This window comes from Magnetococcales bacterium (assembly GCA_015231925.1).
GTDB lineage: Bacteria > Pseudomonadota > Magnetococcia > Magnetococcales > JADGAQ01 > JADGAQ01.
This window is the reverse complement of record JADGAQ010000019.1, coordinates 14,359-35,461: the sequence shown is the minus strand read 5'-3', so window position 1 is coordinate 35,461 and position 21,103 is coordinate 14,359. Positions and strand designations below refer to the sequence as shown.

Here is a 21,103-nt window from a genome sequence, read left to right as displayed (position 1 = left end):
GAAAAGTCACCTGGGCCAGGCCCTCTTCCCGGTGTTGGTAGGGCGGAACCGTACCTCCCGACACCACCTTGGCCAATTCCGGGTTCGATTCGTCGAGGATCTGAATGTGGCGCTCCTTGTCCCGGGGGAGGAACTCCTCCGTTCCCAGGCGTCGGTTCACCTCTTGAATGGTGTTGTTGTCCAGAAAAGCCTCCCCTCCGTCGGGACGCAAAATGCGAAACTCCAGAATCGCCGGATCACGACGGATATCCTGGATGAAATCCCGGGCGATATTGGCATAACCCGCCATCATGATGGTTCCCAGACCGCTGCGAATATTGCCGACCATCAGGCTCATGGCGCGTTCGTTCTGCGCCAGGATGGTGTTTTTCTGGTGATCGATAAAAAACAGAATGATAAAAGTAAGAGATAAAAGCAGAAGAGACGCGGTCGCCAAAATAACTCTTATGGTAATGCTTATTGACCTCTTTTGCTTATCGGAAGGCGGTGCTGTATCGCGTTGATCGGGCATCGGCCTGTATCCTTGTGGCGGTGTTCAAGTTTACGGCATTTTGCCCTCTCTTCGGACGGAAAGCCACCGATTTGCCTTGGTGTCACCGAAGGGCCCGCTGTGGAGAGGGTAAAAAGGGCTCGCATTCGGAGGGGAGTTTGGGGGATAATCGAGACTTTTACGGGTGGTTGTTCTTTCGGAAGGGGGCTGACATGTGTGAGTGCGGCTTGACACGGCGGGGCGTGTTGACGGGCCTGGCGGCGGGTTCGGTGGTTGCGGCGCTGCCGGTATTGGCCGGGGCCAGGGATCCGGGGCATGTCCCGCCGGTGAGCGCGGTGACGGCGGAGCAGGCGTTGCAGCGTCTCAAGGAGGGCAATGCCCGTTTCGTGTCCGGCAAGTCGATGCATCCCAACACCTCGCTGGCCCGCTTGCAGGAGACGGTCAAGGATGGGCAGCATCCCTTCGTGAGTGTACTTTCCTGCGCCGACTCACGGGTTCCGGTGGAGCTGATTTTCGATCAGGGGGTGGGGGATCTCTTCGTCATTCGCGTGGCGGGCAATGTCTCCGACATCGATGAGATCGGCACCATCGAGTATGGCACCGGGCATCTGGGCACGCCGCTGGTGCTGGTGCTGGGTCACACCAAGTGCGGGGCGGTGACGGCGGTGGTCAAGGGTGACAAGGTGGGGGGGCAGATTCCCCTGCTGGTGGACAACATCGTGCCGGCGGCCAATCGCATCAAGTCCAAGGGTCTGGCCGGGGAGGCCCTGATTGCCGATGCCATCAAAGAGAACGTGCGGCAGTCGATGAGTGATCTGGTGCGGCGTTCCACGGAGGTGGAGCATTTGATTCAGGCGGGTCGGTTGCGGGTGGTCGGCGCGGTGTACAACCTGGAAACCGGAACGGTGGAGTGGTTGTAGGTTTTGTTTTTTTGATAAAGCCATGAAAATGGCTTTATCTGTTTTATCTTTTAGTTATAAAAAGGGTTGGGGGAGTCTGAGGGGGAGCTCTGCTGCCCCCTCAGGACTTTTCCTTTGACTTTTTAATTTTATTGAGGTTTTGAAGTTGACTTAATAAATATAATTATTTTTTCTTTAAGAGATTCAAAGAAAAAACCAAAAAGTCAAAGGACAGAACATTTTCTTTTTTTGATACTTAAAATATTAAAAGGCGGATTTATCGCCTCACCCAGCGTCGCAGCCTTGCCGCCACGCCTCCCCAGGCGGCCAGGCGTTTCAACCCGGACGAGAGCCCCTCCAGAAGCCGGTGCAGGCCGACAAGCGTCATACTGCGCATCCCCACGGGCAGAATCCACACCGTGCCGCACTCGCGGCGATTGGTGGCGAATAGCCGTTTGTGGTCGCCTTCCCCCTCGGTGAAGTCGAACCAGTCCGCCACGTTCCCCCGGAACAGCTCCTCCAGCGCCAGCCACTGCAAAACCGTGCCGCAGGACCAGCGGGCATACTCCGGATCGTAACCCAGCCAGGCATAACGCCACGCACCCTCCTGCCAGGGCGTGTAGAGGTAACTTACCGGTCTTTGTCCGTGCCACAGCAGAAATCCCCACCATCGACCCGCTTCAGCCAGGGCGCGGGTGGTTTGCCGGAACGCCTCATCCCGGGGCAGCCCCGCATCCAGCAGCCGCTCCTGATAGGTTCGTTCCGAAACCATCGCCGCCGCGCGCAGATAGTCATCCACCTCCTCCGGTCGATGACAGCACTGAAAACGCAGCCCCCCCTGTTCGGCGTCGAGGGCGGCCCGGACCTTGCGCCGCAGGGTGGAACGGCTTTTGGCGGAGAAATGGTTCTGCAGATAGGCCTCGAAGGTACCCCCCAGGGCCACGCCGTAACGAGGGTAACGTTGCGTCAGATAGTGCAGCCGCCCGCCCTCCAGTCGAAAACGCGGCGTCTCCGCCTCAAGGGGCCAGGAGCGCAGCAGCAGCGCCCCGCTTTCCGGGGGGAAGGGCACCTCCCGATTGGAGAGAATCGCCTCGGAAGAGGGTTCCCGCACCACCACCTTCAGACGGGGACGCGCCACGATCCAGGGGCCGAAATAGAGGCGGAAGGCAACCGCGACCGCCGCATCGGTCGGGGTGGTGGTCAGGGAAAACGCTCCTGCAGCGCGGCAACCACCCGTTGCACCAACTCCGGCCAGTCATTGCGTTGCGCCTGGCGGAACAGACGCATGGAGGCGTACCAGGGCGTGGACTCCCCGGAAAGACGCCAGCGCCAGTCGGGGACGTAGGAGAGCAGGGTCCATACCGGACGACCCATGGCTCCGGCCAGATGGGCGGGTGAGGTGTCGGGGGTGATGACCAGATCCAGTTGGGCCACCACCCGTGCAGTGGCGGCGAAATCGGGCAGCGCGGGACGCAGCATGCTTTCGGCCCAGGGGTGGTTGCCGGGGGCCTCGCTGCCCGGCCCGACCTGCAGCGAGACGAAACGCAGTCCCGGCAGCGCCAGCAGCGGTTCCAGAGAGGCAAAGGGAATGGAGCGGTACTGGTCCCGGGCGTGGTCGGTGTTGCCCTGCCAGCAGAGGCCGATCAGGGCCTTGACGCCCTCCCTCGGCAGCGGCGGCTCCAGGGGGGCGGGCGCGGTGATGTAACCCCCGGCGGCGGGCAGATCGCGATCCTCGATGCCCAACACCCGCAACAGGCTCAGGGCGGGAATCCACAGGTCGAATTCGGGCAACGGCGTGCCGTAGGCCACCACCTGCACCGTGCCGGGCAGATCGTGCAACAGGGTCAGCAGACCGATGGGCACTTCCAGAACCACCCGACCGCCCCGCGCCGCCAGCATGGGCATGAAGCGGGCCAACTGCAGCATGTCGCCGAAACCCTGTTCCGTGGCCACCAGCAGGGTGCGCCCGGCGAGAGGTTCCCCCTTCCAGATGGGTTGTGGGAAAACGCGGGCCTTTCCGTCCGGGCCGGGGGTGGTGATGCGGTATTCGAAACGCTCCCAGCCCTCGGTGAAGCGACCGGTGGCCAGCAGGGCCAGGGCCAGGGCCAGTTGGGCGGGTTGGTATTCGGCATCGAAACCCAGGGCGCGTCGCAGGGAGCGCATCCCCGCTTCGAACTGTCCCAGCTCCAGCAGCGTCACCCCCAGATTGTGGTGGGTCTCCTTGGCCAGATCGCGGCTTTCGGCGTCGACGGGGTTTTTGGGCAGCAGGGCCAGGGTCTCCTGAAAGACGGCGATGGCCTCCTCCAGCCGGTCGGCGGCAAACAGGGCCTCGCCCAGCAGCAGATGAAAGGCCGGGGCCCGAGGCGCCAGTTGCACGGCCACGCGATTGGCCTCCACGGCGGCGGCGTGCTGTTTGAGCTTGCCCAGGGTGATGCCCAGGTTGCTCCAGGCGGGCAACAGGGAGGGGTTGAGTTGCACCGCCTCCTGAAAAGAGCTGACAGCGAGGGCGGTTTGCTGCATCTTCAGCAACAGCGAGCCGATGTTGTTGTATAGTTCGGCATCCTGGGGCGTCAGGGCCAGTGCCTGGCGATAGGCGTCGAGGGCCAGGTCGAAACGCCCCATGCGTTCCATGAGTGCGCCCAGATTGTGCAGCGCCTCGGTGTAATGGGGCCGCAGGGTGAGCGCCCGGGTCAGAGCGTCGGCGGACTCCTTGATCCGGCCCATGCGCAGATAGAGGGAGCCCAGATTGTTCAGGGGCTCGGCATCTTCGGGGCGCAGGGTTTGGGCCTTCACCATCAGGGGCAGGGCCTCCTCGAAACGCCCCCACGATTCCAGCAGCACGGCCAGATTGTTCAAGGCCTGGGCATGGGTCGGCTGCAGGGTGAGTACTTTGCGATAAGCCTTTTCGGCCTGTTCCAGGAGGCCCTGTTGATGGGCCTCGGCCGCTTCGCGAAAGAGCAGGCTGGGGTTGAGAGCGGAATTGAGGTTTTCCCCGGACATGGGCGGCCCCGAAGAGCTGGAGTGAACCAACGTGCAAACCATCCATGATAGTGTCGGCGACAAAGGAAAAGGAAGATGAAAAAGGCGGGTATCGGTCTTGGAGGGTCTCTGTTGCTCTGTTGCGGCACGGTGATGGCGGCGGAAGTGCCGATGCGGGCGGTGGCCCTCTTCGCCTCGGGAGTGGGCTATTTTCAGCATGCCGGTCCGGTAACGGCCCCGGATGCGGTGCGCCTCTCCTTCAAGGAGGAGCAGATCGACGATCTGCTGAAGTCCCTGGTGGTGGAGGATGTGGACGGGGGCTCGGCGCTGCAGGCGGTCTATCCCTCGCGGGAGCCGCTGGAGAGGCTGTTGGCGGGCTTGCAGGTCGATCTCTCCGACGATCCGGGGGTCGGGGAGCTGTTGACCCGTTTGCGGGGGGCGCGAGTCTCCGTTACCTTTCAGGGCGAGGTGTTGAAAGGACGCATCACCGGTGCGGAACAGCGACCGGTGGTGATGGACGCCAAGGGGGAGGCCGGCAACGACTGGGTGGTCAATCTCGCCGGGGAGGAGGGCATGTTGCGCAGCCTGCCCTGGCGGGAGGTGCGTGGCCTGCAGGTTCTGGATGAGCGGGTGCGGCAGGATCTGGGGCGGGCTCTGGAGATCCTCGACGGCAACCGGGGCAAGGAGCGCCGTGAAGTGGTGATTCCCATTCCGGGTCAGGGGGCCAAACGGGTGCGTCTGGGTTACGTGATGGAGAGCCCGGTGTGGAAGAGCGCCTGGCGCCTGAGCCTGCCCGCCGTCGAGGCCAAAAGCGGCAAGAGCCGCCTGCAGGGGTGGGCCATCGTGGAGAATCAGAGTGGTCAGGATTGGAAGGACGTGCGTCTGACCCTGGCCTCCGGCAGGCCGATCTCCTTCATCGAGGAGCTTTCCAAACCCTGGTATCGCCCCCGGCAGCGCATCGTCGATCCCCTGCAACTGCGGGCGGCGCAGGAGCGGGAGCTGGAGATGCAGAATCGCGGTCAGGCGCAGCGGCAGATGCTGCGTTCCGCCGCGCCGGCCGCCCTGGCCAAGGCCGGCGGCGGGCGGAACCTGATGATGGACAACGAGGTGGCGGCGGAACGGGAGCAGGCCTGGGAGACGGCCTTGCCCGATCCGGGACCGGAGGCGATTCTGGCCAGCGGGGAGCAGGCGGGAGAGACTTTCGTCTTCAAGGTGGAGGGGGTCAATCTGGAACGGGGTCAGGGCGCTATGCTGCCCATCGTCTCGGCGCCGCTGGAGGTGGAGCGGCTGACCCTCTTCGATACCGGCATGGCGGGCGGCGGACGCAGCATGCGGGCCCTGAAGGTGGTCAACACCACCGGCGGCGCCTTGCCTCCCGGACCGGTGACCCTCTACGACGGGGATCTCTATGCCGGCGAGGCCCGTTTCGAGCATCTGTCGGCGGGGGCGGATCAGCTCTTGTCCTACGCCTTGGACCTGGACGTGGAGGTGGTGCGCCAGGGTGGTCCCACCCAGCGTCGGCTGGAATCGGTGAAGATGGTCAAGGGGGTGTTGGAACTCTCCCGTCGGGAGAAGCGGGTGCAGCGTTACAGCGTGCGCAATCGGGGCAAGGAGGCGCGTCAGGTGGTGGTGATCCAGCCACGGGAGGCGGGCTGGGAGATGGTCTCTCCCGCGACGCGCAAGGAGACGGGACGCAGTTGGCGTTTGCCGATGACGGTGGCAGCCGGGGCGCAAGCGCCCTTGGAGGTGGTGGAAGAGCGTTTGCAAAGCCAGCAGGTGGCCCTGTTGACCAGCAATGAGGCCTCTTTGAGCCTGCTGGTGGCGGAGGAGGGCATGGAGGCCTCGGTGCGCAAGGGGTTGGAGGGGCTGCTGGCCAAACGCCGGGAGTTGGGGGAGGTGGAGGCGCGCCTGAAGGTGCAGCAGGAGGAGTTGCAGCGTTTGGAACAGGAGCAGGGGCGTTTGCGGGAGAATCTGCAGACGGCGCCCGGTGACAGCCGTTTCCACTCCCGCATGTTGGAAAAGCTCGATGCGGTGGAAAATCGCATCGAGGGGGTGCTGGCCCAGATGGAGAAGCTGCGCAAGGAGCTGGAGAACGGCAAGGCGGCTTTGGAGAAGGAGTTGCTGCTGATGTCGTGAAAATCAGCCCATCCGGGGAGGTGAGCCCTCCTCCGGATCGGGTGCGGTGGTGCGATTCTTCCGGAGATGCGTTGACGATAAGAGAATGGAAGTATATTAAAAAAATGAAGCGGACACCTTGCCCGCCGGCCCCTATCGAAACGCGCTACGTTGGGAGGACATTTCATGGCAGGTAAAAGACAACACATGCTGGTTCTGGTTGCAGGTCTCGTTATGGGCGTAGCAACGGTTCCGTTGAGTCTGAGCGCCGGGGAGGTTGTCTCGAAAATAGCCCGGGGAGGTCAGCTTTACGACAAGTGGTTCGAGGTTTTGGATGTGGAGGCTCCTGCCGTGGCCCATCCGGCCTATCCTCCCTCGGGGGGCTATGCCGACAAGGCCAAGGACACCTGGCGCTGCAAGGAGTGTCATGGCTGGGACTATCGGGGCAAGGAGGGGGCCTATGCCACCGGGAAACACGCCACGGGAATCGTGGGTCTGGCCCGGTTCCAGGGGGGGGATGCGGCCAAGGTTCGAACGATCCTCTCCGACGCCAACCATCGCTATGGGGAAAACCTGAACGAGGTGGATCAAGGGGATTTGGCGCTTTTCGTCACCCAGGGGCAGGTGGATATGGATCTCTGGATCGATCGGGCCACCAAGGCGGTCAAGGGCGATGCGGGGCGGGGGCAGGGGTTGTTCAACACCATTTGCGCCAACTGTCACGGCAAGGATGGCCGCATGGTGAAGGAGATGCCGCCGGTAGGCAAGGTGGCGTCGGACAATCCGTGGGAGACGTTGCACAAGATTCTCAACGGGGAGCCTGGAGCCAAGATGCCGGCGTTGCGTGCGCTGGATACCCAGGTTTCTGTGGATATCCTCTCCTACGCAGTCACGCTTCCCAAGGACAAATAGCCACGAGGCGGGGATGTTCCGGGGGAGTCATCCCCCGGAACGATCGGCCTTGCCGAAGCGGACAGTCGTTCAGTGTTTGTGTTCGCAAAGGCTGGAAACACGACCGGCGATAGCTTGCTGAGGCGGGGTCAGGACGTTGAAGAGGTCGCGGAATCCCTGCTTGACCTCCAGTTGATGTTGCCAGAAGGTTTCCCAGGCGCGTTGGGAGACCTCCTCCTGAGGGAGGGGCAGCAGTCCCTCTTGATGGAAAGGTGGTATGGGGCGCATGTCGCGGGTGGCCAGCACCAATTTCTGGAAGGCTTCCCAGGCCTGAGACTGCTCTTCGAGGATGCCCAGGCGGCGTTTCATGGCCTCCAGTCCCCCTTGTCGCGGTCCCAGACCTTCCCAGGCCATGGCGCTTTCGCCGCCGCTCCAGGCCATGGGCACATGACAGATACCACCGCAACCCTCCGCATCGGTCGCCAGGTCTTCCGCACCGAAGCTTGTCATCGGGGTGACGGCCAACAGTGTAGCCAGACCGATTCCTGCCCAGAGCGCGTTCATCCCCATCTCCTCCCTGTGTCAAAGAGCCCATGGTTTCGCTTGTGGCATAGACGTCGACTTGAGGGTTAGACTGGCTATGAATGGTAAAGTTCATAATAAAAATAAAATCAATCAGGATGGCGGCGCGGATCAGCGTCTGGGCAGACCCAGGGCGAGGCGTCCTCCGAAATAGGCGGCGAAGGCGATCTGCTTCAGGGTGAACAGCAGCATGAAGGGGGCGCGAAAGAGGAGGGGCATACCGGCCTTTTGCAGGGCGCGTTCGGAAAAGTGGATTCTGTTGAGAATATCGATAACCTCTTCATGGAGAGGACGTTTTTTCCCGGAAGCGGACGTGTCGTGAATGCGGTATTTCATGATGCCCTCCGCTTTGACGATGGGGCCGCAGAAGACCAGATACCAGCAATAGGAATCGCTTGCGCTGGTATAATAGCGAGTAAAAAAGTGAGGTTGTGCATAATGACCATTTAAAATATCTCTCTTGTAGATTCCGTTATATATAGAATCATCGGCGATCCAGGGAATACACCAGTATCTCCAGAGGCGCAGATAGGCATTGCTGGTTTCGAGGAGGGCGACGTCCAGTCGCGAGGGCGTCGGATGTGGGTTGTCATGGGCATCGATGAAGGTCTTGATGCCGAACCCGCCTATGGAATCCGGATTTAAGGCAATACGGGACATTATCGAAGAGATCCAGTCAGGCGACCAGAGATCATCCCCAGCAGCCCACATGAAATAGTCTCCTTTGGCTGCGGAGAGGACGAAGTTGAAATTGGCCAATCCGCCGATATTGGTATTCTGACGAATAAGTCTGACACGGGGGTCGTTCCGGACCCTCTGTTCGACCCATTCAAAGGTGCCGTCAGTGGATTGATTGTCGGAAATGATCAGATCATAATTGACATAGTCTTGGGACAGCAGGGATTCCAGGCTTGCCTTGATGTAGGGCATGGCATTATAAACAGGAACTCCGATGCTGACAGAGGGCGGATTCCGGATCATCAATTGCTCCTGAAATCAGGGTGGCTGACTGGGACGGGTTCTATCGGACCGGATAAGGGTACGATGGCTGAAACCTTGGGGCAAGGAGGCATTTGCGATTGTAAATGACAATCGGAAGTATAATACAGATATATTGTTAAACCTTGCCTCTTTTGTTAGGTTGTGGCTGTAAGGGGAATTGGGCGAGGTGGTGTAACGTGTTGTTTGGTAAGGTGGTCTTCGTTGGTATCTGGGTGTGTTTGGATAGTCGATGACTCGCATTTATTATACAAAACCAAGCATCACCGAACGCGAAGTCCGCTATGCACAAGATGCGGCCCTTCATGGTTGGGGTGCGCGGTGCTACGACTATATCGAACGCTTCGAAGCCCTGTTTTGTCAGCATCTGGGGGTGAAACACGCCATTGCCACGTCGAGTTGCACCGGGGCTCTCCATATGGGATTGGCCGCACTCGGGGTGGGGCCGGGTGATGAGGTGATTCTCCCCGATCTGAGCTGGATCGCCACGGTGGCTCCCGTAACCTATCTGGGAGCCAGACCCGTTCTGGTGGATGTGCTGCCGCATACCTGGTGTCTGGATCCGCAACAGGTGGAGCGGAAGATCGGCCCTCGGACCAAGGCCATCATCGCCGTACACCTCTACGGCAACATGGCCGATATGGATGCGCTGCTCGATCTCGGTCGTCGGCATGGCGTTCCAGTGGTCGAGGATGCCGCGGAAGCCATCGGATCGCAATGGCGAGGCCAGCGGGCCGGTTCCCTGGGACGTTTCGGCGTGTTTTCCTTTCACGGCAGCAAGACCCTGACCACCGGTGAAGGCGGGCTTTTCGTGACCCAGGATGAGGATCTGTACGAAAAGGTCCTCACCTTGAGCAATCATGGTCGTTCCCGACGGCAGTCCCGACAATTTTATCCGGATACCATCGGTTTCAAGTACAAGATGTCCAATCTGGAGGCGGCCATCGGCTGTGGACAGTTGGAGCGGGTGGACGAGTTGATTGCCCGCAAACGAGCCATTTTCGAAGGGTATGTCGAGGCGCTGGCCCCGGTTGCGGCGCAAATCGCCATGAATCCGGAGCCGGTCGGTACGGTGAACGGATATTGGATGCCGACACTGGTCTTTCCTCGAACGGAGCCTTTTCAACGGGACCAGTTGCTGGCGATCTTTCGTGAGGAGCAGGTCGATGCCCGGGTCTTCTTCTGGCCACTGAGCGAGTTGCCGTCCTTTTCTCCGCATCCGCAGCATCGGGTCAGCCATTCATTGTATTCCAGGGCTGTCAATCTGCCCTCCTATCATGATCTGTCGGCGGACGATGTTGGGCGCATTGCCGAGTTGGTCATCCGTTGGCTTTCGGATGGGTAACCGTGAACGAGTTGGCAGCAGAGAAGGGGATTGTTTCGGAGAGGGCTGCGGGAAAGATGGACAGGATTCAACTCGCCCGGAAGGTTCGCGCCATCAAACAGGTGGATGGCGGCCAGTGCGACTTTGACATTTTGGTGCGGCGTTCCGACGGGAAAGTGATTGGCCGCCTCTCTCCACTGCGGCCGGCCACGCTCGGCGAGGGTGACCTAATCGCCAAACTGACCGCCTGGCGCAGCCGATGGATGCACTGTTTCCTGACCCAATTTGCCGCGACGCCCTCGCGAACGGCCAAGTGGCTGGAGCGGGTGGTGTTGCCTTCCGACGAGCGGGTTCTGTTTCTGATTCATACCGAGGCCGGAGTGCCCGTAGGGCATATCGGCGTGTGCGGTCTGAGCCCGGAGCGGGCGGAACTGGATAATCTGGTCAGGGGGGAAGTGGGGGGGGACATCCAACTGATCTATTATGCCGCACAGGCACTGCTGAGGTGGATCTGCGGTGAATTGAAAATCTTAACGATTAACTTGCATGTTCTTTCAAGTAATAGCAGGGCGATAATCCTTTACGAACGGCTTGGTTTCCGTCAAATTAATCGTGAAAGGCTCTACCGGGAAATAACCGCCGATGGGGTGAACCATTATTCCGGTGAACGACGTGAAGGTGACGAAGAGGCGAATTTTCAGTATATCGAAATGGTTCTGGCTTGTGAAAACACCTCCTGCAGCGATCCCGCGTGATTGGTTTTCACTCCTGCCGGAGAGGTGGGGCGCTTTGGTGTTCGTGGCATTGGCCCTTTATCGGGGCGGAGATGTGAAAGCGGATGTGGGAAACGAATTCGTGATCGATGAGGTGCGCAGAAAACCATGGCGATAAAGCGGGTCGTGGTGACCGGTGCAAGAGGTTTTCTGGGTAGTCAAACTCTTCCCTCGTTGCTAGACAGAGGTTACGAGGTCTTTGCCCTGAGTCGGGAGGTGGTGTCGGCGGATCACGGGGTGACCTGGGTTCAGGGGGATATACTGGATCCCAGGTCCATGCAGCGCGTGCTGGAGAACATCCGACCGAGTCACTTGTTGCATTGCGCCTGGATTACCACTCCAGGTCATTTCTGGTCGGCTGCCGAAAATTGGGATTGGGTGGCGGCCAGTCTCTTTCTGGCGCGAAATTTTGCCGCCTGCGGAGGCAAACGACTGGTGGCTGTGGGGACGTGTGTCGAATACGATATCTTCGATGCCGCCTTGCTGCGAGGCGAACCCTGTCGGGAGGATGTGACGCCACTTGTGCCTCATACGGCGTATGGACAGGCAAAACATGGTCTTGGCAGAATGTTGCACCATCTTTCCGCTCATCTGCATCTGAGCATGGCCTGGGGGCGAGTGTTTCAGCCTTACGGGGAAGGGGAACCTGAAGGAAAATTGCTCTCTCATGTGGCGGGCGCTTTGGCGAGGAATGAGCCGGTATTGGTGACATCGGGTCAACAGAAGAGGGATTTCATCGAAGCCCGGGATGCCGGACGGGCCCTGGCCATCCTGTTGGATAGCGATCTGCAGGGGGATGTCAACATCGGTACCGGCAAGGGAACCTCCGTAGCGGAGGCAGCCCGGCTGTTAGGCCATCTGGCGGGTAAGCCTTCTTTAATCCGTCTTGGCGCGCTTCCGGTTCGAGCCGGTGACCCCCCCTGTCTGGTGGCCGATACCCAACGGATGCAAACGATTGGTTTTGTGCCGCTGCGGACGCTGGAAGAGGGGCTGCGTCATCTGCTTTCCGTGCAGGGATTGACCATTTCCGAGGCCTCATGATGCGATCATTCGACGGAAGGATGAGTGGAATTCCGGACCCTGGGGATGCCGGCGGTGAACAATGCCCTCCGAGATGGCAACGTTGGCGGGATCGACCTCGCCTTGCATCGGTACAGATTTACGAGGGGAACGATTTCTTCTCCTCCGGATTGGGGTCGGAGTGACCCTCTTGCATGCGAGGGGCGGTCAGTAACCGGGGAATGTGGATTGCTGTTTGTTCTTCCCTAAAAAATGAAAATACCGGTTTGCTATAGGAGTGTATTGTATGGCTGAATATTGTTGCAGATTTTGCAATAGTCCATTAAGAAGCAGTATGGTTGATCTTGGAAGTTCCCCCCTCTCCAATTCCCTGCTCAAACCCGGGGATTTGGCGGAGCGGGAGAGCGTCTTTGCTTTGCACCCCATGGTTTGCGAGGTCTGTTTCCTGGCTCAATTGCCCCCGTTACAGACCCCTCAGACCATTTTTCAGGAGTATGTCTATTTTTCTTCCTATTCCGACAGTTGGTTGGAACATTGCCGCCGCTATGTGGCGGAGGTGAGTGAGCGACTCGCTTTGGGGGCAGGAAGTCGGGTGGTGGAGATCGCCAGCAACGACGGTTATCTCTTGCGTTATTTCAAGGAGCGGGGCGTTCCCTGTCTGGGGGTGGAGCCGGCGCGAAACGTGGCCGAGGTGGCACGCTCCCGGGGTATCGAGACCGTTTGTGAATTTTTTGGACTCTCCCTGGCTCGGGAATTGTTGGCCAAGGGTTGGCAGGCCGATCTGGTGGTGGCCAACAACGTTCTGGCGCATGTGCCCGATCTGAACGATTTCGTTGCCGGTTTGGCCGCGCTGCTCAAGCCCGACGGGTGTCTTACCGTGGAGGTGCCGCATCTGTTGCGTTTGCTGGCAAACAATCAGTTCGATACCATTTATCACGAACATTTTTCCTACTTTTCCCTGATGACTCTGCGGAAAGTAGCGGAAGCCCACGGTCTGACGATTTTTGACCTGGAGGAGCTTTCCACCCACGGCGGCTCGTTACGGCTCTATTTTGCACCTGTTTCGTCGGGCAGGGGGATACAAGCGGGGGTGGAGAGGGTGTTGCGGCAGGAAATCGAGGCCCGGCTTGACTCCCTGGAGGCCTATCAGGGCTTCGGGCAGCGGGTGCAGGGGATTCGGGAGGCTTTGCGAGGCTTTCTCTCCGAGGCGCGGCGCCTCGATAAACGGGTGGTTGGTTACGGCGCTCCCGCCAAGGCCACCACCCTGCTCAATTATTGCGGGATTGGCGCGGATCTGCTGCCCTTTACCGTGGATCGGAATCCGTACAAACAGGGGTGTTTCATTCCAGGGGTGCGGGTGCCCATTCAACCGGTGGAGGCGCTGCGACCGGCTCAACCCGATTATGTACTGATTTTGCCCTGGAATCTTCGGGAGGAGGTCATGAGCCAATTGGCTTGGATTCGGGAGTGGGGTGGGCAGTTTGTCGTGCCGATTCCCCGACTTGAGGTGTTGGGATGATCTTCTTGCCGACGCCGCTGCCCGGCGTTTGGCGGGTGGAATTGGAGCCTCTGGAAGATGAACGGGGCTTGTTTGCCCGCAGCTGGTGTCGGCAGGCTTTTTTGGAGCGGGGTTTGTCGGGGGATCTGGTGCAGTGCAATCTCTCGTGGAATCGCAAGCGGGGTACGCTGAGGGGGCTGCACTGGCAGGAAGCGCCTCATGGCGAGATCAAGTTGGTGCGGTGTATTCGGGGGAGCATTTGGGATGTGGTGGTGGATTTGCGGCGCGACTCCCCTTGTTACGGGCGATGGCACGCGGTGGAACTCGATGCCGGGAGTCGTCGGGGGCTCTATATTCCGGAAGGCTTGGCGCATGGGTTTCAGACCTTGAGTGACGATACCGAGGTCTTTTACCAGATGTCGACTTCTTACGTCCCCGAAGCGGCTCGGGGGATTCGGTGGAACGATCCGGCCTTTGGTATCGCCTGGCCTTTGCCGAACGAGGTGATTCTGTCCGAGCGGGATGCCAGCTTTCCCGATTACCGTTGACTATTTAGATGGGCGGTCTGTCAATATAACAGAAAAGTCAAAAGACAGAACATTTCCTTTTTTTTGATACTTAAAAGATAACATATTGAAAGGCTGTGACTACTTTTCTCCGCAGGCTCCGGGGGCGCAGCGGTCCGGACGGTCTTTCATGTGCAGCAGGCGTTGATGATCCTGGCGGAAAAAGGCGGTCTCGCGGCCTCCCCGGGCCAGGGCCTGCAAAACGGTCATGGCCCAGTCGGGCAGTTCCGGGTGAAGGCGATAGTAGACCCACTGCCCGGCGCGACGGTCTTGAACCACCTGTTCCTTGCGTAGCAAGGCCAGATGACGGGAGATCTTGGGTTGGATCTCCTCCAGGGCATGCCCCAGTTCGCAGACGCAAAGCTCCCGTTCTTCCAGAAGCAGCAACAGACAACGCAGGCGGGTTTCGTCCACCAGGGTCTTGAGCAGGGCATCGGGTGTCATCATGGCGTCATGGGTAGGTGAAGTGGTCGGAAAGGGGATTGTCCAGCCACTGCGCCAGGGTTTGCGCCGTGGCGTCCTTCTTCGACAGGATCGGGTCGCTCACCGGCCAGTGGATGCCGAGGGCGGGATCGTTCCAAAGAATACCCGATTCCCCTTTCGGGTTGTAGCAGTTGGTGACCAGATAGTTGATTTCGGCAAAGTCCGACAGCACGCAAAAGCCGCGGGCGAATCCCGGCGGAGCCCAGAGTTGTACCCGGTCGGAGGCGTCGCACTCCAGGGTGAAGGCTTGTCCCAGGGTTGGCGAGCCCTTGCGAATATCCACGGCGACCAGCATGGCGCGGCCCACGGCGACCCGCATCAGCTTGCCCATGGGGGGATCCCATTGAAAATGCAGGCCCCGCACCACGCCGCCCACCGATCCGGAGTGGTTCAACTGCACGAAGTTTGCGGGCAGACCCAACTCGGCGAAGAAGTCGCTGCGCCAGACCTCGGTGAAAAATCCGCGTCCGTCAGGGTAGACCTGCTGGCGCACGATGAAACAATCGGGAAGGGGGGTGGCTTCACGGATGAAGGGCATGGCAAGAGAGATCCCAAAGCAGGTTGACGCTCCGCTATTATTACGGCAATCTGCCCTCGGCGGGCAAGTTTCCTGGCGAGGTGCGGTGCGATCGAGGGGGGGATATAGGTTAAATCCTTTGACTTTCAATATGTTATCTTTTTAAGTAGCAAAAAAAGGAAATGTTCTGTCCTTTGATGTATTCTTTATCAGAAATATTTTTTCAGTATTGTTGATAGGCGTAACTATACCGCGTCCACTTTGGAATGCGTCATTTTTCTGTAACTATTCAGGATCCCGCGCAGCGCGATATGACGAAGTCAACGGCGAAAGGAAAAGTCCCAGGGGTGCCCCCTGGACCCGTTGGGGGGGATAATCCCCCCCAAACCCCCGTATATTTGAACAGATACTGATTGGCCAAAATAATACTAATAAAGTCAAAGGATAGAACATCTCATTTTTTTATTTTTTAAAGTCAAAATATTAAAAGGCCAAAAAGGCTACACCGGAGGATTTGTTGGACAACCTGGCCATCAAGGCGCGCAACGTCGGCAAGGAGTACCTGCTGGGCACCCGCGATGCGGAAGACTTCCGTAGCGCCATGACCCGTCTGGTCACCGCGCCATGGCGTCTGCTGACCGGTCGTTCCCCCTCCGGGGGGGCTTCCCGTCGCTTCTGGGCCCTGCAGGAGATCGATCTCGACATCCCTCCCGGAGAAGTGGTCGGGATCATCGGTCGCAACGGCGCCGGCAAAAGCACCTTTCTCAAGGTCATCAGTCGCATCACCGAGCCCACCTGCGGTCGCATCGAAGTCCGGGGCCGTCTGGGAACCCTGCTGGAAGTGGGTACCGGTTTTCATCCGGAACTGACGGGCCGGGAGAACATCTTCCTGAACGGCGCCGTATTGGGCATGTCGCGTCGGGAGATTACCCGGAAGTTCGACGAAATCGTCGCCTTCTCCGAGGTGGAAACCTTTCTGGATACCCCGGTCAAACGCTACTCCAGCGGCATGTACGTGCGTCTGGCCTTCGCGGTGGCCGCCCACCTCGACCCGGAAATCCTCCTGGTGGACGAGGTTTTGGCGGTGGGGGACGCCCGTTTCCAGAAGAAGTGCCTGGGTCGCATGCAGGAGGTCAGTCAGGAAGGACGTACCGTCCTCTTCGTCAGCCACAGCATGTCCATGATTCTCTCCCTGTGCAGTCGCGCGGTGTTGTTGGAGCGGGGGCGTATCGTCGCCGACGGTCGTCCCGGCGACGTGGTGCTGAGTTACTACAAGAGTGACGACGGCCAGGGGGCCGCCAGTTGCGACTTCACCCGCCGGGAGCGCCCCGCCGGAAACGACAAAGTCCGCCTGCTTCATGCCGTCGTGCGGGACGACAGGGGGGCTGTGGCTGCCGAAATCGATATTGACAAACCATTTACCGTAACCATGAGTTACGAAATCCGGCAACCATTGGCAGGCATCTATTTTCCCAATATTCGGGTCAAGCGCGCCGATGGCGTCATGGCTTTCTTTTCCATCTGCTCCGTTGCGCCACCGGAGGAGTCCGGAGTGCATCAGGCTGTTTGTTGTATTCCTGGCAACTTCTTTAACGATGGTCCCTATTTCATAGACCTGGCCATTTCCACCTATCACGGATTTTTTGAAGACCATGTTCTGGAGTTTGGTGTGCTTTGTCTCTCGGTTCGGGATCGGATCGAGGGCAACCCGACTCGCTGTGGTTATGCCGGGGAGATGCCGGGGAGTCTGCGACCCCTGCTGCATTGGGATATCGTGTGAGAAGGGGAGGGGCTGCAACCCGTTTTGTGTATTCCTTAAGTCTCTTGACGTTTAATGTTTCTAACTATTCATGCTCCTGCACAGTTCGACATGATCGTGTCAACAGCAAAAGGAAGAGTCCCGGGGCGCTGCCCTGGACCCGTCGGGGGGGATAATCCCCCCCGAACCCCCGTATACCTGAAGAGATGCTTATATTTAATCTCCTGGAAATCAAAAAATAAAAGGTTATATTTTTTGGCTTTTTCGTCCATAATTAAGATTTCTCGCGCCTGTTCCGGTTGGATGTTGTCGTGAGCTGATGGACATTAAATAATGACCTCCGCATAAATATCTATCAATAAATAATTAAAATATTATTGACAATCATCTTGTGCCCCGAATTTCGGCTGAGTTATACTGTCCCAAATTGAACCCTATTTTGTTGCGGAATGATCTGATGGCCTTCTGTAAAGCTTCGGACCATGCGGTCATCTCATCGGTTCGCGACTGGTGGGATCAGCACCCGATGAATTATCAGGGGTATGTGCGGTACCTCCCGCAAACCGATGACGACTATCGGGAATTCTTTCGCCAGGCCGATGCCGGATGGTGGCGGAACAGTTGTCTGGTAACCTCCCCGAATGCGGCGTATGCGGGAGACCTCCTGCTCTGCCGCGAACGGGTGGCCGGGAAACGGGTGCTGGAAATCGGTTGTGGCATGGGTTTCTGGACCCAAACGTTCGCCGAATGGGGCTGCGATGTTACCGCCATCGACCTGGCCCCCCATTCCATTCAGATGACGGGCAAGCGACTCGAACTGGCCGGGCTGAAAGCCGATCTGCGGCAGATGGATGCCCGAGGCATCGACGCCATCGACGGGCCATTTGACTTCATCTGGTCCTGGGGGGTGATTCACCACTCGCCGGATACCGAGCAGATCGCCCGAAAGATCGGCGGGTTGCTCAAGCCGGGTGGGGAGTTCGGCATCATGATCTACTACACCTGGTCCATGTATTCGCTGTATGTGCTGATCCGGTTGGGCATACTTCAGGGCCGGTTGTGGCGTCATCCGGGTTGGAACGAACTGCAGAGCCGGTACAGCGACGGGGCCGAACACGGGGGAGCGCCGTTGGCCCGGTCGTGGAGCCGTCGGGGCATGCGACGTCTGCTGGCGCCATTGGTGGTGGAGCGTTTTTCCCATCACGCCGAACGCGAGACCGCCCTGATCCTGGTACCCAGCCGGTTCGGCATTCGCAACTTCGTCGCCCGACATCTTTCCGTCTCTGTCCAGGATGGCATCACGGCGCGTTTTGGCCACGCGCTCTATGCCTACGGCCACAAACCATCCAGTGTTTCTGGCCGGTAGCGCCGGTCCGTTCGTCTTGCCAGGGAGAGGGGCGGTATGTGTGGAATCGCGGGTGTCTGCGGAGAGGATTACGATCTTCCCTTTCCCCTCCACGCCTTGGCGCATCGAGGGCCCGATGCCCGGGGTGAGTGGCGCAGCTCCGCGGATCGCGTTTGGCTGGGGCATCGTCGTCTGGCGATTCTGGATCTGTCGCCCAAGGGGCATCAACCCATGTCTTGCCTGGACCATCGCTACCAGGTGGTTTTCAACGGCGAAATTTACAATTTTCTTGCGCTGAGGAGCGAGTTGGAAGACGTCGGCTACGTCTTTCGCAGCGAAAGCGACACCGAGGTGATCGCCGCCGCCTTCGACCGTTGGGGAGAGGCTTGCCAGCATCGCTTCAACGGCATGTGGGCCTTTGCCCTGTGGGATACCCGCGACAAGATTCTGTTTCTCTCCCGCGACCGTTACGGCAAGAAGCCCCTCTATTTCCACCACCGGGAGGGAAATCTGTCTTTTGCCTCCGAGGTGCAGGCGCTGCACCGCTGGCAACCCGGTCTCTTCTCCGTCAACGAAGCCGTGGTGCGCCGCATCGGACAGGTGGTTTCCGACTGGCACGGCACCGCGGAGACCTACCTCAACCAGGTTTCCACCCTGCCGGGAGGCTGCTGCCTGCGTTGGGACGGACGCCGTGCGGAGCAGCGGGTCTGGTACCGTCTGCGGGCCCCGCAGGATCCCATCCCGGCGGATTTCGAGGGTCAGGCCCGACACCTGCGTGTTCTGTTGGAAGAGAGTTGTCAGCTTCGTCTGCAAAGCGATGTGCCGCTGGGTACCTGCCTTTCGGGGGGGCTCGACTCGTCGACCATCACCGCCCTGGTCGCCAACCACCGCCAACGGGTCATGGCCCGCAGCGCCAAGGGGGAGTATGCCGCCTTTTGCGTCTCCTTTCCCGGCACCACCCTGGACGAGGTCGACAAGGCCCGCCAACTGGCCCGCCATCTCCACATCGACCTGCGGGTTCTGGAGGTCGAACCGCCCCAGCCGGACGACATCCAGGGCATGATCGCCGATCAGGATGGCCCGGTGTCGGTGTTGGGCCAGTATCCGATCTGGAAACTCTTCGAATTCATCCGCGGCCACGGAGTCAAAGTCACCCTGGACGGGCAGGGTCCGGACGAGATCATGGGTGGTTATTTCAGCGCCTTGCAGCCGGCCCTGGAGTCGGCATTGCGTCCCTTCGACCCTCTGCGGTTCATGGATCTCTGGCGCACCTACGCCAGACAGGGTGAAAACGCTTTTGACAGCCGCTTCGCCTCCGCCTCGCGGGTGGCGCTTTCCCTGTTGAAACGACGCTTTCTCCCGGCTGCCGACGGGGGGGCGATCTCCCCAGGGCCGGAGAACGGCTCCCGGTTCAGCCACTCCCTGCCTGCGGAAGAGACCGATCCCTTTCGCCTTGCGCTCTATCGGGCCCTGATGCAGGATTCCATTCCACCCATTCTGCAACACTTCGACCGTTGCTCCATGGCCCACGGTGTGGAAAACCGCATGCCTTTCATGGACTACCGCCTGGTGGAGTTCGTCATGGCCCTGCCCAACGACAGCCGGGTCGGTCGCGGTTTCAGTAAACGCATATTGCGCCATGCGGTGCGCGACATCGTGCCCGATTTCATTCGCACGGACCGTCGCAAGATCGGTTTCAATGCGCCGACGGTGGAGTGGTTCCTGGGGCCGTTGCGGCAGATGATGAGCGATATCATGTCCAGCAGCCTCTTTCTCCAGGATCCCGCCTTCGACGGGCCTTTTCTGCGCGACGATTTCCAGCGTTGGTGTCAGCGGCCACAATGGGGGGAGAGCTTCCGTTACTGGGGTCCGGTGGATATCTTCCTGTGGCGGCAGCATGTTTCCGGCTTCCACCGTGTAAGTGGCCAAGCCGGGGGGTATGCTGAAGCGAGTTGACGCTCCGCCCGGATTTCGGCAATCTCCGATCAACGAACCTGTTTGCCTTGAGGACCGTGCATTCATGACCGCTCCCTCCCCTACGTCGCTGCCACCCTTGCGGGTGATCGAACCCTCCTCCGGTTGGCGAAGTTTGGACTGGCGGGAGTTGTGGGCCTATCGTGAGCTGTTGTGGGTGCTGACCCAGCGCGATCTCAAGGTGCGTTACCGGCAAACCGTGCTGGGTGTGTTGTGGGCCATACTTCAACCGCTGGCGGGCATGGCCGTTTTCGCGGTCATTTTCGGGCGACTGGCCGCCTTGCCTTCCGACGGCTATCCCTATCCGGTTTTCTGTTTTGCGGCGCTGCTGCCCTGGCTCTTCTTTTCCAACGCGGTGAGCAACTGCTCCAATGCCATGGTGGGGGCCTCGCAGCTGGTGAGCAAGGTCTACTTTCCGCGCCTGATCATGCCGCTTTCCGCGGTGGGCATCGGCTTGGTCGATTTCGCCTTGAGCATGGCGGTGTTGTTGCTGCTCACCCTCTGGTACGGGGTGCCCTGGAGCCTGAATCTGCTGGCGGTACCCTTTCTGACCCTGGCGGTGATCGTGACCGCGGCGGGGGTGGGGGCCATGTTCTCGGCTCTGATCGTCAGCTATCGCGATTTTCGTTATGTGGTGCCGTTTACGCTTCAGTTGTGGATGTATGCCACGCCGGTGGTCTATCCGGCGTCTCTGGTACCCGAAGAGTGGCAGTGGCTGCTCCATCTCAATCCCCTGGCGGGTTTGGTGGAGGGGTTCCGTTCCGCCTTTCTCGGCAAGGCCTTCGATTGGACGGGGTTGTCGATCTCCATGGCCGTGGCTTTGTTGTGTTTTCTGGCCGGGGCGTGGTTGTTCAAACGTCTGGAGCGGCAACTGGCCGACCTGATCTGA

At 59.6% G+C, this 21,103-nt stretch carries 19 protein-coding genes; 12 read left to right on the top strand and 7 right to left on the bottom strand.

What is annotated here, in order from left to right:
* Window positions 1–337, bottom strand: a 337-nt coding sequence (locus HQL56_04130) for a sensor domain-containing diguanylate cyclase (GenBank protein MBF0308699.1), incomplete at its 3' end; no start/stop codon positions are given.
* Window positions 338–702: 365 nt separating this feature from the next.
* Between HQL56_04130 and HQL56_04125 the strand changes: the two genes are divergently transcribed.
* On the top strand, window positions 703–1,410 hold the full coding sequence (locus HQL56_04125; GenBank protein MBF0308698.1) for a carbonic anhydrase: 708 nt from the start codon (window positions 703–705) through the stop codon (window positions 1,408–1,410).
* A gap of 256 nt (window positions 1,411–1,666) precedes the next feature.
* On the opposite strand, the gene HQL56_04120 is transcribed toward HQL56_04125, so the two are convergent.
* Together HQL56_04120 and HQL56_04115 are read right to left on the bottom strand one after the other, a co-directional pair.
* The gene (locus HQL56_04120) at window positions 1,667–2,527 is read right to left on the bottom strand and encodes a GNAT family N-acetyltransferase (protein MBF0308697.1); all 861 of its coding nucleotides are present in this window, start codon (window positions 2,525–2,527) and stop codon (window positions 1,667–1,669) included.
* Between the two features lie 62 nt (window positions 2,528–2,589).
* The gene (locus HQL56_04115) at window positions 2,590–4,389 is read right to left on the bottom strand and encodes a tetratricopeptide repeat protein (protein ID MBF0308696.1); all 1,800 of its coding nucleotides are present in this window, start codon (window positions 4,387–4,389) and stop codon (window positions 2,590–2,592) included.
* Window positions 4,390–4,464: 75 nt separating this feature from the next.
* On the opposite strand from HQL56_04115, the gene HQL56_04110 reads away from it, so the two are divergent.
* Window positions 4,465–6,504 (top strand): DUF4139 domain-containing protein, encoded by a 2,040-nt coding sequence (locus tag HQL56_04110; GenBank protein MBF0308695.1) that lies wholly within the window; start codon window positions 4,465–4,467, stop codon window positions 6,502–6,504.
* Between the two features lie 165 nt (window positions 6,505–6,669).
* Complete coding sequence (locus tag HQL56_04105; protein MBF0308694.1) at window positions 6,670–7,395, top strand: c-type cytochrome; 726 nt, start codon at window positions 6,670–6,672, stop codon at window positions 7,393–7,395.
* 69 nt (window positions 7,396–7,464) lie between these two features.
* On the opposite strand, the gene HQL56_04100 is transcribed toward HQL56_04105, so the two are convergent.
* A complete protein-coding gene (locus tag HQL56_04100) occupies window positions 7,465–7,938 on the bottom strand; it encodes a hypothetical protein (GenBank protein ID MBF0308693.1) in 474 nt (157 codons plus the stop codon).
* A 129-nt stretch (window positions 7,939–8,067) separates the two neighbouring features.
* Complete coding sequence (locus HQL56_04095) at window positions 8,068–8,937, bottom strand: glycosyltransferase family 2 protein (protein ID MBF0308692.1); 870 nt, start codon at window positions 8,935–8,937, stop codon at window positions 8,068–8,070.
* A 250-nt stretch (window positions 8,938–9,187) separates the two neighbouring features.
* On the opposite strand from HQL56_04095, the gene HQL56_04090 reads away from it, so the two are divergent.
* The 5 genes from HQL56_04090 to rfbC (HQL56_04070) all read left to right on the top strand — a co-directional run bounded on the left by HQL56_04090 (window position 9,188) and on the right by rfbC (HQL56_04070) (window position 14,118).
* Window positions 9,188–10,300, top strand: coding sequence for a DegT/DnrJ/EryC1/StrS family aminotransferase (locus tag HQL56_04090; protein MBF0308691.1), 1,113 nt, complete (start codon window positions 9,188–9,190; stop codon window positions 10,298–10,300).
* Between the two features lie 2 nt (window positions 10,301–10,302).
* Window positions 10,303–11,034, top strand: a complete 732-nt coding sequence (locus tag HQL56_04085; GenBank protein MBF0308690.1) for a GNAT family N-acetyltransferase — start codon at window positions 10,303–10,305, stop codon at window positions 11,032–11,034.
* A 126-nt stretch (window positions 11,035–11,160) separates the two neighbouring features.
* Window positions 11,161–12,093, top strand: coding sequence for an NAD-dependent epimerase/dehydratase family protein (locus HQL56_04080; GenBank protein MBF0308689.1), 933 nt, complete (start codon window positions 11,161–11,163; stop codon window positions 12,091–12,093).
* A gap of 265 nt (window positions 12,094–12,358) precedes the next feature.
* A complete protein-coding gene (locus HQL56_04075) occupies window positions 12,359–13,591 on the top strand; it encodes a class I SAM-dependent methyltransferase (protein ID MBF0308688.1) in 1,233 nt (410 codons plus the stop codon).
* A complete protein-coding gene (gene rfbC / locus HQL56_04070; protein MBF0308687.1) occupies window positions 13,588–14,118 on the top strand; it encodes a dTDP-4-dehydrorhamnose 3,5-epimerase in 531 nt (176 codons plus the stop codon). Before HQL56_04075 ends, rfbC (HQL56_04070) begins: the two co-directional genes overlap by 4 nt.
* A gap of 99 nt (window positions 14,119–14,217) precedes the next feature.
* Here the strand turns inward: rfbC (HQL56_04070) and HQL56_04065 are convergent, their stop codons facing one another.
* Window positions 14,218–14,583, bottom strand: coding sequence for a metalloregulator ArsR/SmtB family transcription factor (locus HQL56_04065; GenBank protein MBF0308686.1), 366 nt, complete (start codon window positions 14,581–14,583; stop codon window positions 14,218–14,220).
* A gap of 4 nt (window positions 14,584–14,587) precedes the next feature.
* On the bottom strand, window positions 14,588–15,157 hold the full coding sequence (gene rfbC / locus HQL56_04060) for a dTDP-4-dehydrorhamnose 3,5-epimerase (protein MBF0308685.1): 570 nt from the start codon (window positions 15,155–15,157) through the stop codon (window positions 14,588–14,590).
* Between the two features lie 496 nt (window positions 15,158–15,653).
* On the opposite strand from rfbC (HQL56_04060), the gene HQL56_04055 reads away from it, so the two are divergent.
* From HQL56_04055 to HQL56_04040, 4 genes are all read left to right on the top strand, one after another.
* Window positions 15,654–16,916, top strand: a complete 1,263-nt coding sequence (locus HQL56_04055; protein MBF0308684.1) for an ABC transporter ATP-binding protein — start codon at window positions 15,654–15,656, stop codon at window positions 16,914–16,916.
* Between the two features lie 436 nt (window positions 16,917–17,352).
* Window positions 17,353–18,261, top strand: a complete 909-nt coding sequence (locus HQL56_04050) for a class I SAM-dependent methyltransferase (protein MBF0308683.1) — start codon at window positions 17,353–17,355, stop codon at window positions 18,259–18,261.
* 36 nt (window positions 18,262–18,297) lie between these two features.
* The gene (asnB, locus tag HQL56_04045; GenBank protein ID MBF0308682.1) at window positions 18,298–20,196 is read left to right on the top strand and encodes an asparagine synthase (glutamine-hydrolyzing); all 1,899 of its coding nucleotides are present in this window, start codon (window positions 18,298–18,300) and stop codon (window positions 20,194–20,196) included.
* A 64-nt stretch (window positions 20,197–20,260) separates the two neighbouring features.
* Complete coding sequence (locus HQL56_04040) at window positions 20,261–21,103, top strand: ABC transporter permease (protein MBF0308681.1); 843 nt, start codon at window positions 20,261–20,263, stop codon at window positions 21,101–21,103.

Excerpts from the sequence above, each read along its gene's own strand:
- HQL56_04080 (MBF0308689.1), top strand. The coding sequence starts at position 11,161 with ATGGCGATAAAGCGGGTCGTGGTGACCGGTGCAAGAGGTTTTCTGGGT.
- HQL56_04090 (MBF0308691.1), top strand. The coding sequence starts at position 9,188 with ATGACTCGCATTTATTATACAAAACCAAGCATCACCGAACGCGAAGTC.
- HQL56_04065 (MBF0308686.1), bottom strand. The coding sequence starts at position 14,583 with ATGATGACACCCGATGCCCTGCTCAAGACCCTGGTGGACGAAACCCGC.
- rfbC (MBF0308685.1), bottom strand. The coding sequence starts at position 15,157 with ATGCCCTTCATCCGTGAAGCCACCCCCCTTCCCGATTGTTTCATCGTG.
- HQL56_04110 (MBF0308695.1), top strand. The coding sequence starts at position 4,465 with ATGAAAAAGGCGGGTATCGGTCTTGGAGGGTCTCTGTTGCTCTGTTGC.
- HQL56_04105 (MBF0308694.1), top strand. The coding sequence starts at position 6,670 with ATGGCAGGTAAAAGACAACACATGCTGGTTCTGGTTGCAGGTCTCGTT.
- HQL56_04050 (MBF0308683.1), top strand. The coding sequence starts at position 17,353 with ATGGCCTTCTGTAAAGCTTCGGACCATGCGGTCATCTCATCGGTTCGC.
- asnB (MBF0308682.1), top strand. The coding sequence starts at position 18,298 with ATGTGTGGAATCGCGGGTGTCTGCGGAGAGGATTACGATCTTCCCTTT.
- HQL56_04100 (MBF0308693.1), bottom strand. The coding sequence starts at position 7,938 with ATGAACGCGCTCTGGGCAGGAATCGGTCTGGCTACACTGTTGGCCGTC.
- HQL56_04125 (MBF0308698.1), top strand. The coding sequence starts at position 703 with ATGTGTGAGTGCGGCTTGACACGGCGGGGCGTGTTGACGGGCCTGGCG.
- rfbC (MBF0308687.1), top strand. The coding sequence starts at position 13,588 with ATGATCTTCTTGCCGACGCCGCTGCCCGGCGTTTGGCGGGTGGAATTG.
- HQL56_04040 (MBF0308681.1), top strand. The coding sequence starts at position 20,261 with ATGACCGCTCCCTCCCCTACGTCGCTGCCACCCTTGCGGGTGATCGAA.
- HQL56_04115 (MBF0308696.1), bottom strand. The coding sequence starts at position 4,389 with ATGTCCGGGGAAAACCTCAATTCCGCTCTCAACCCCAGCCTGCTCTTT.
- HQL56_04075 (MBF0308688.1), top strand. The coding sequence starts at position 12,359 with ATGGCTGAATATTGTTGCAGATTTTGCAATAGTCCATTAAGAAGCAGT.
- HQL56_04095 (MBF0308692.1), bottom strand. The coding sequence starts at position 8,937 with ATGATCCGGAATCCGCCCTCTGTCAGCATCGGAGTTCCTGTTTATAAT.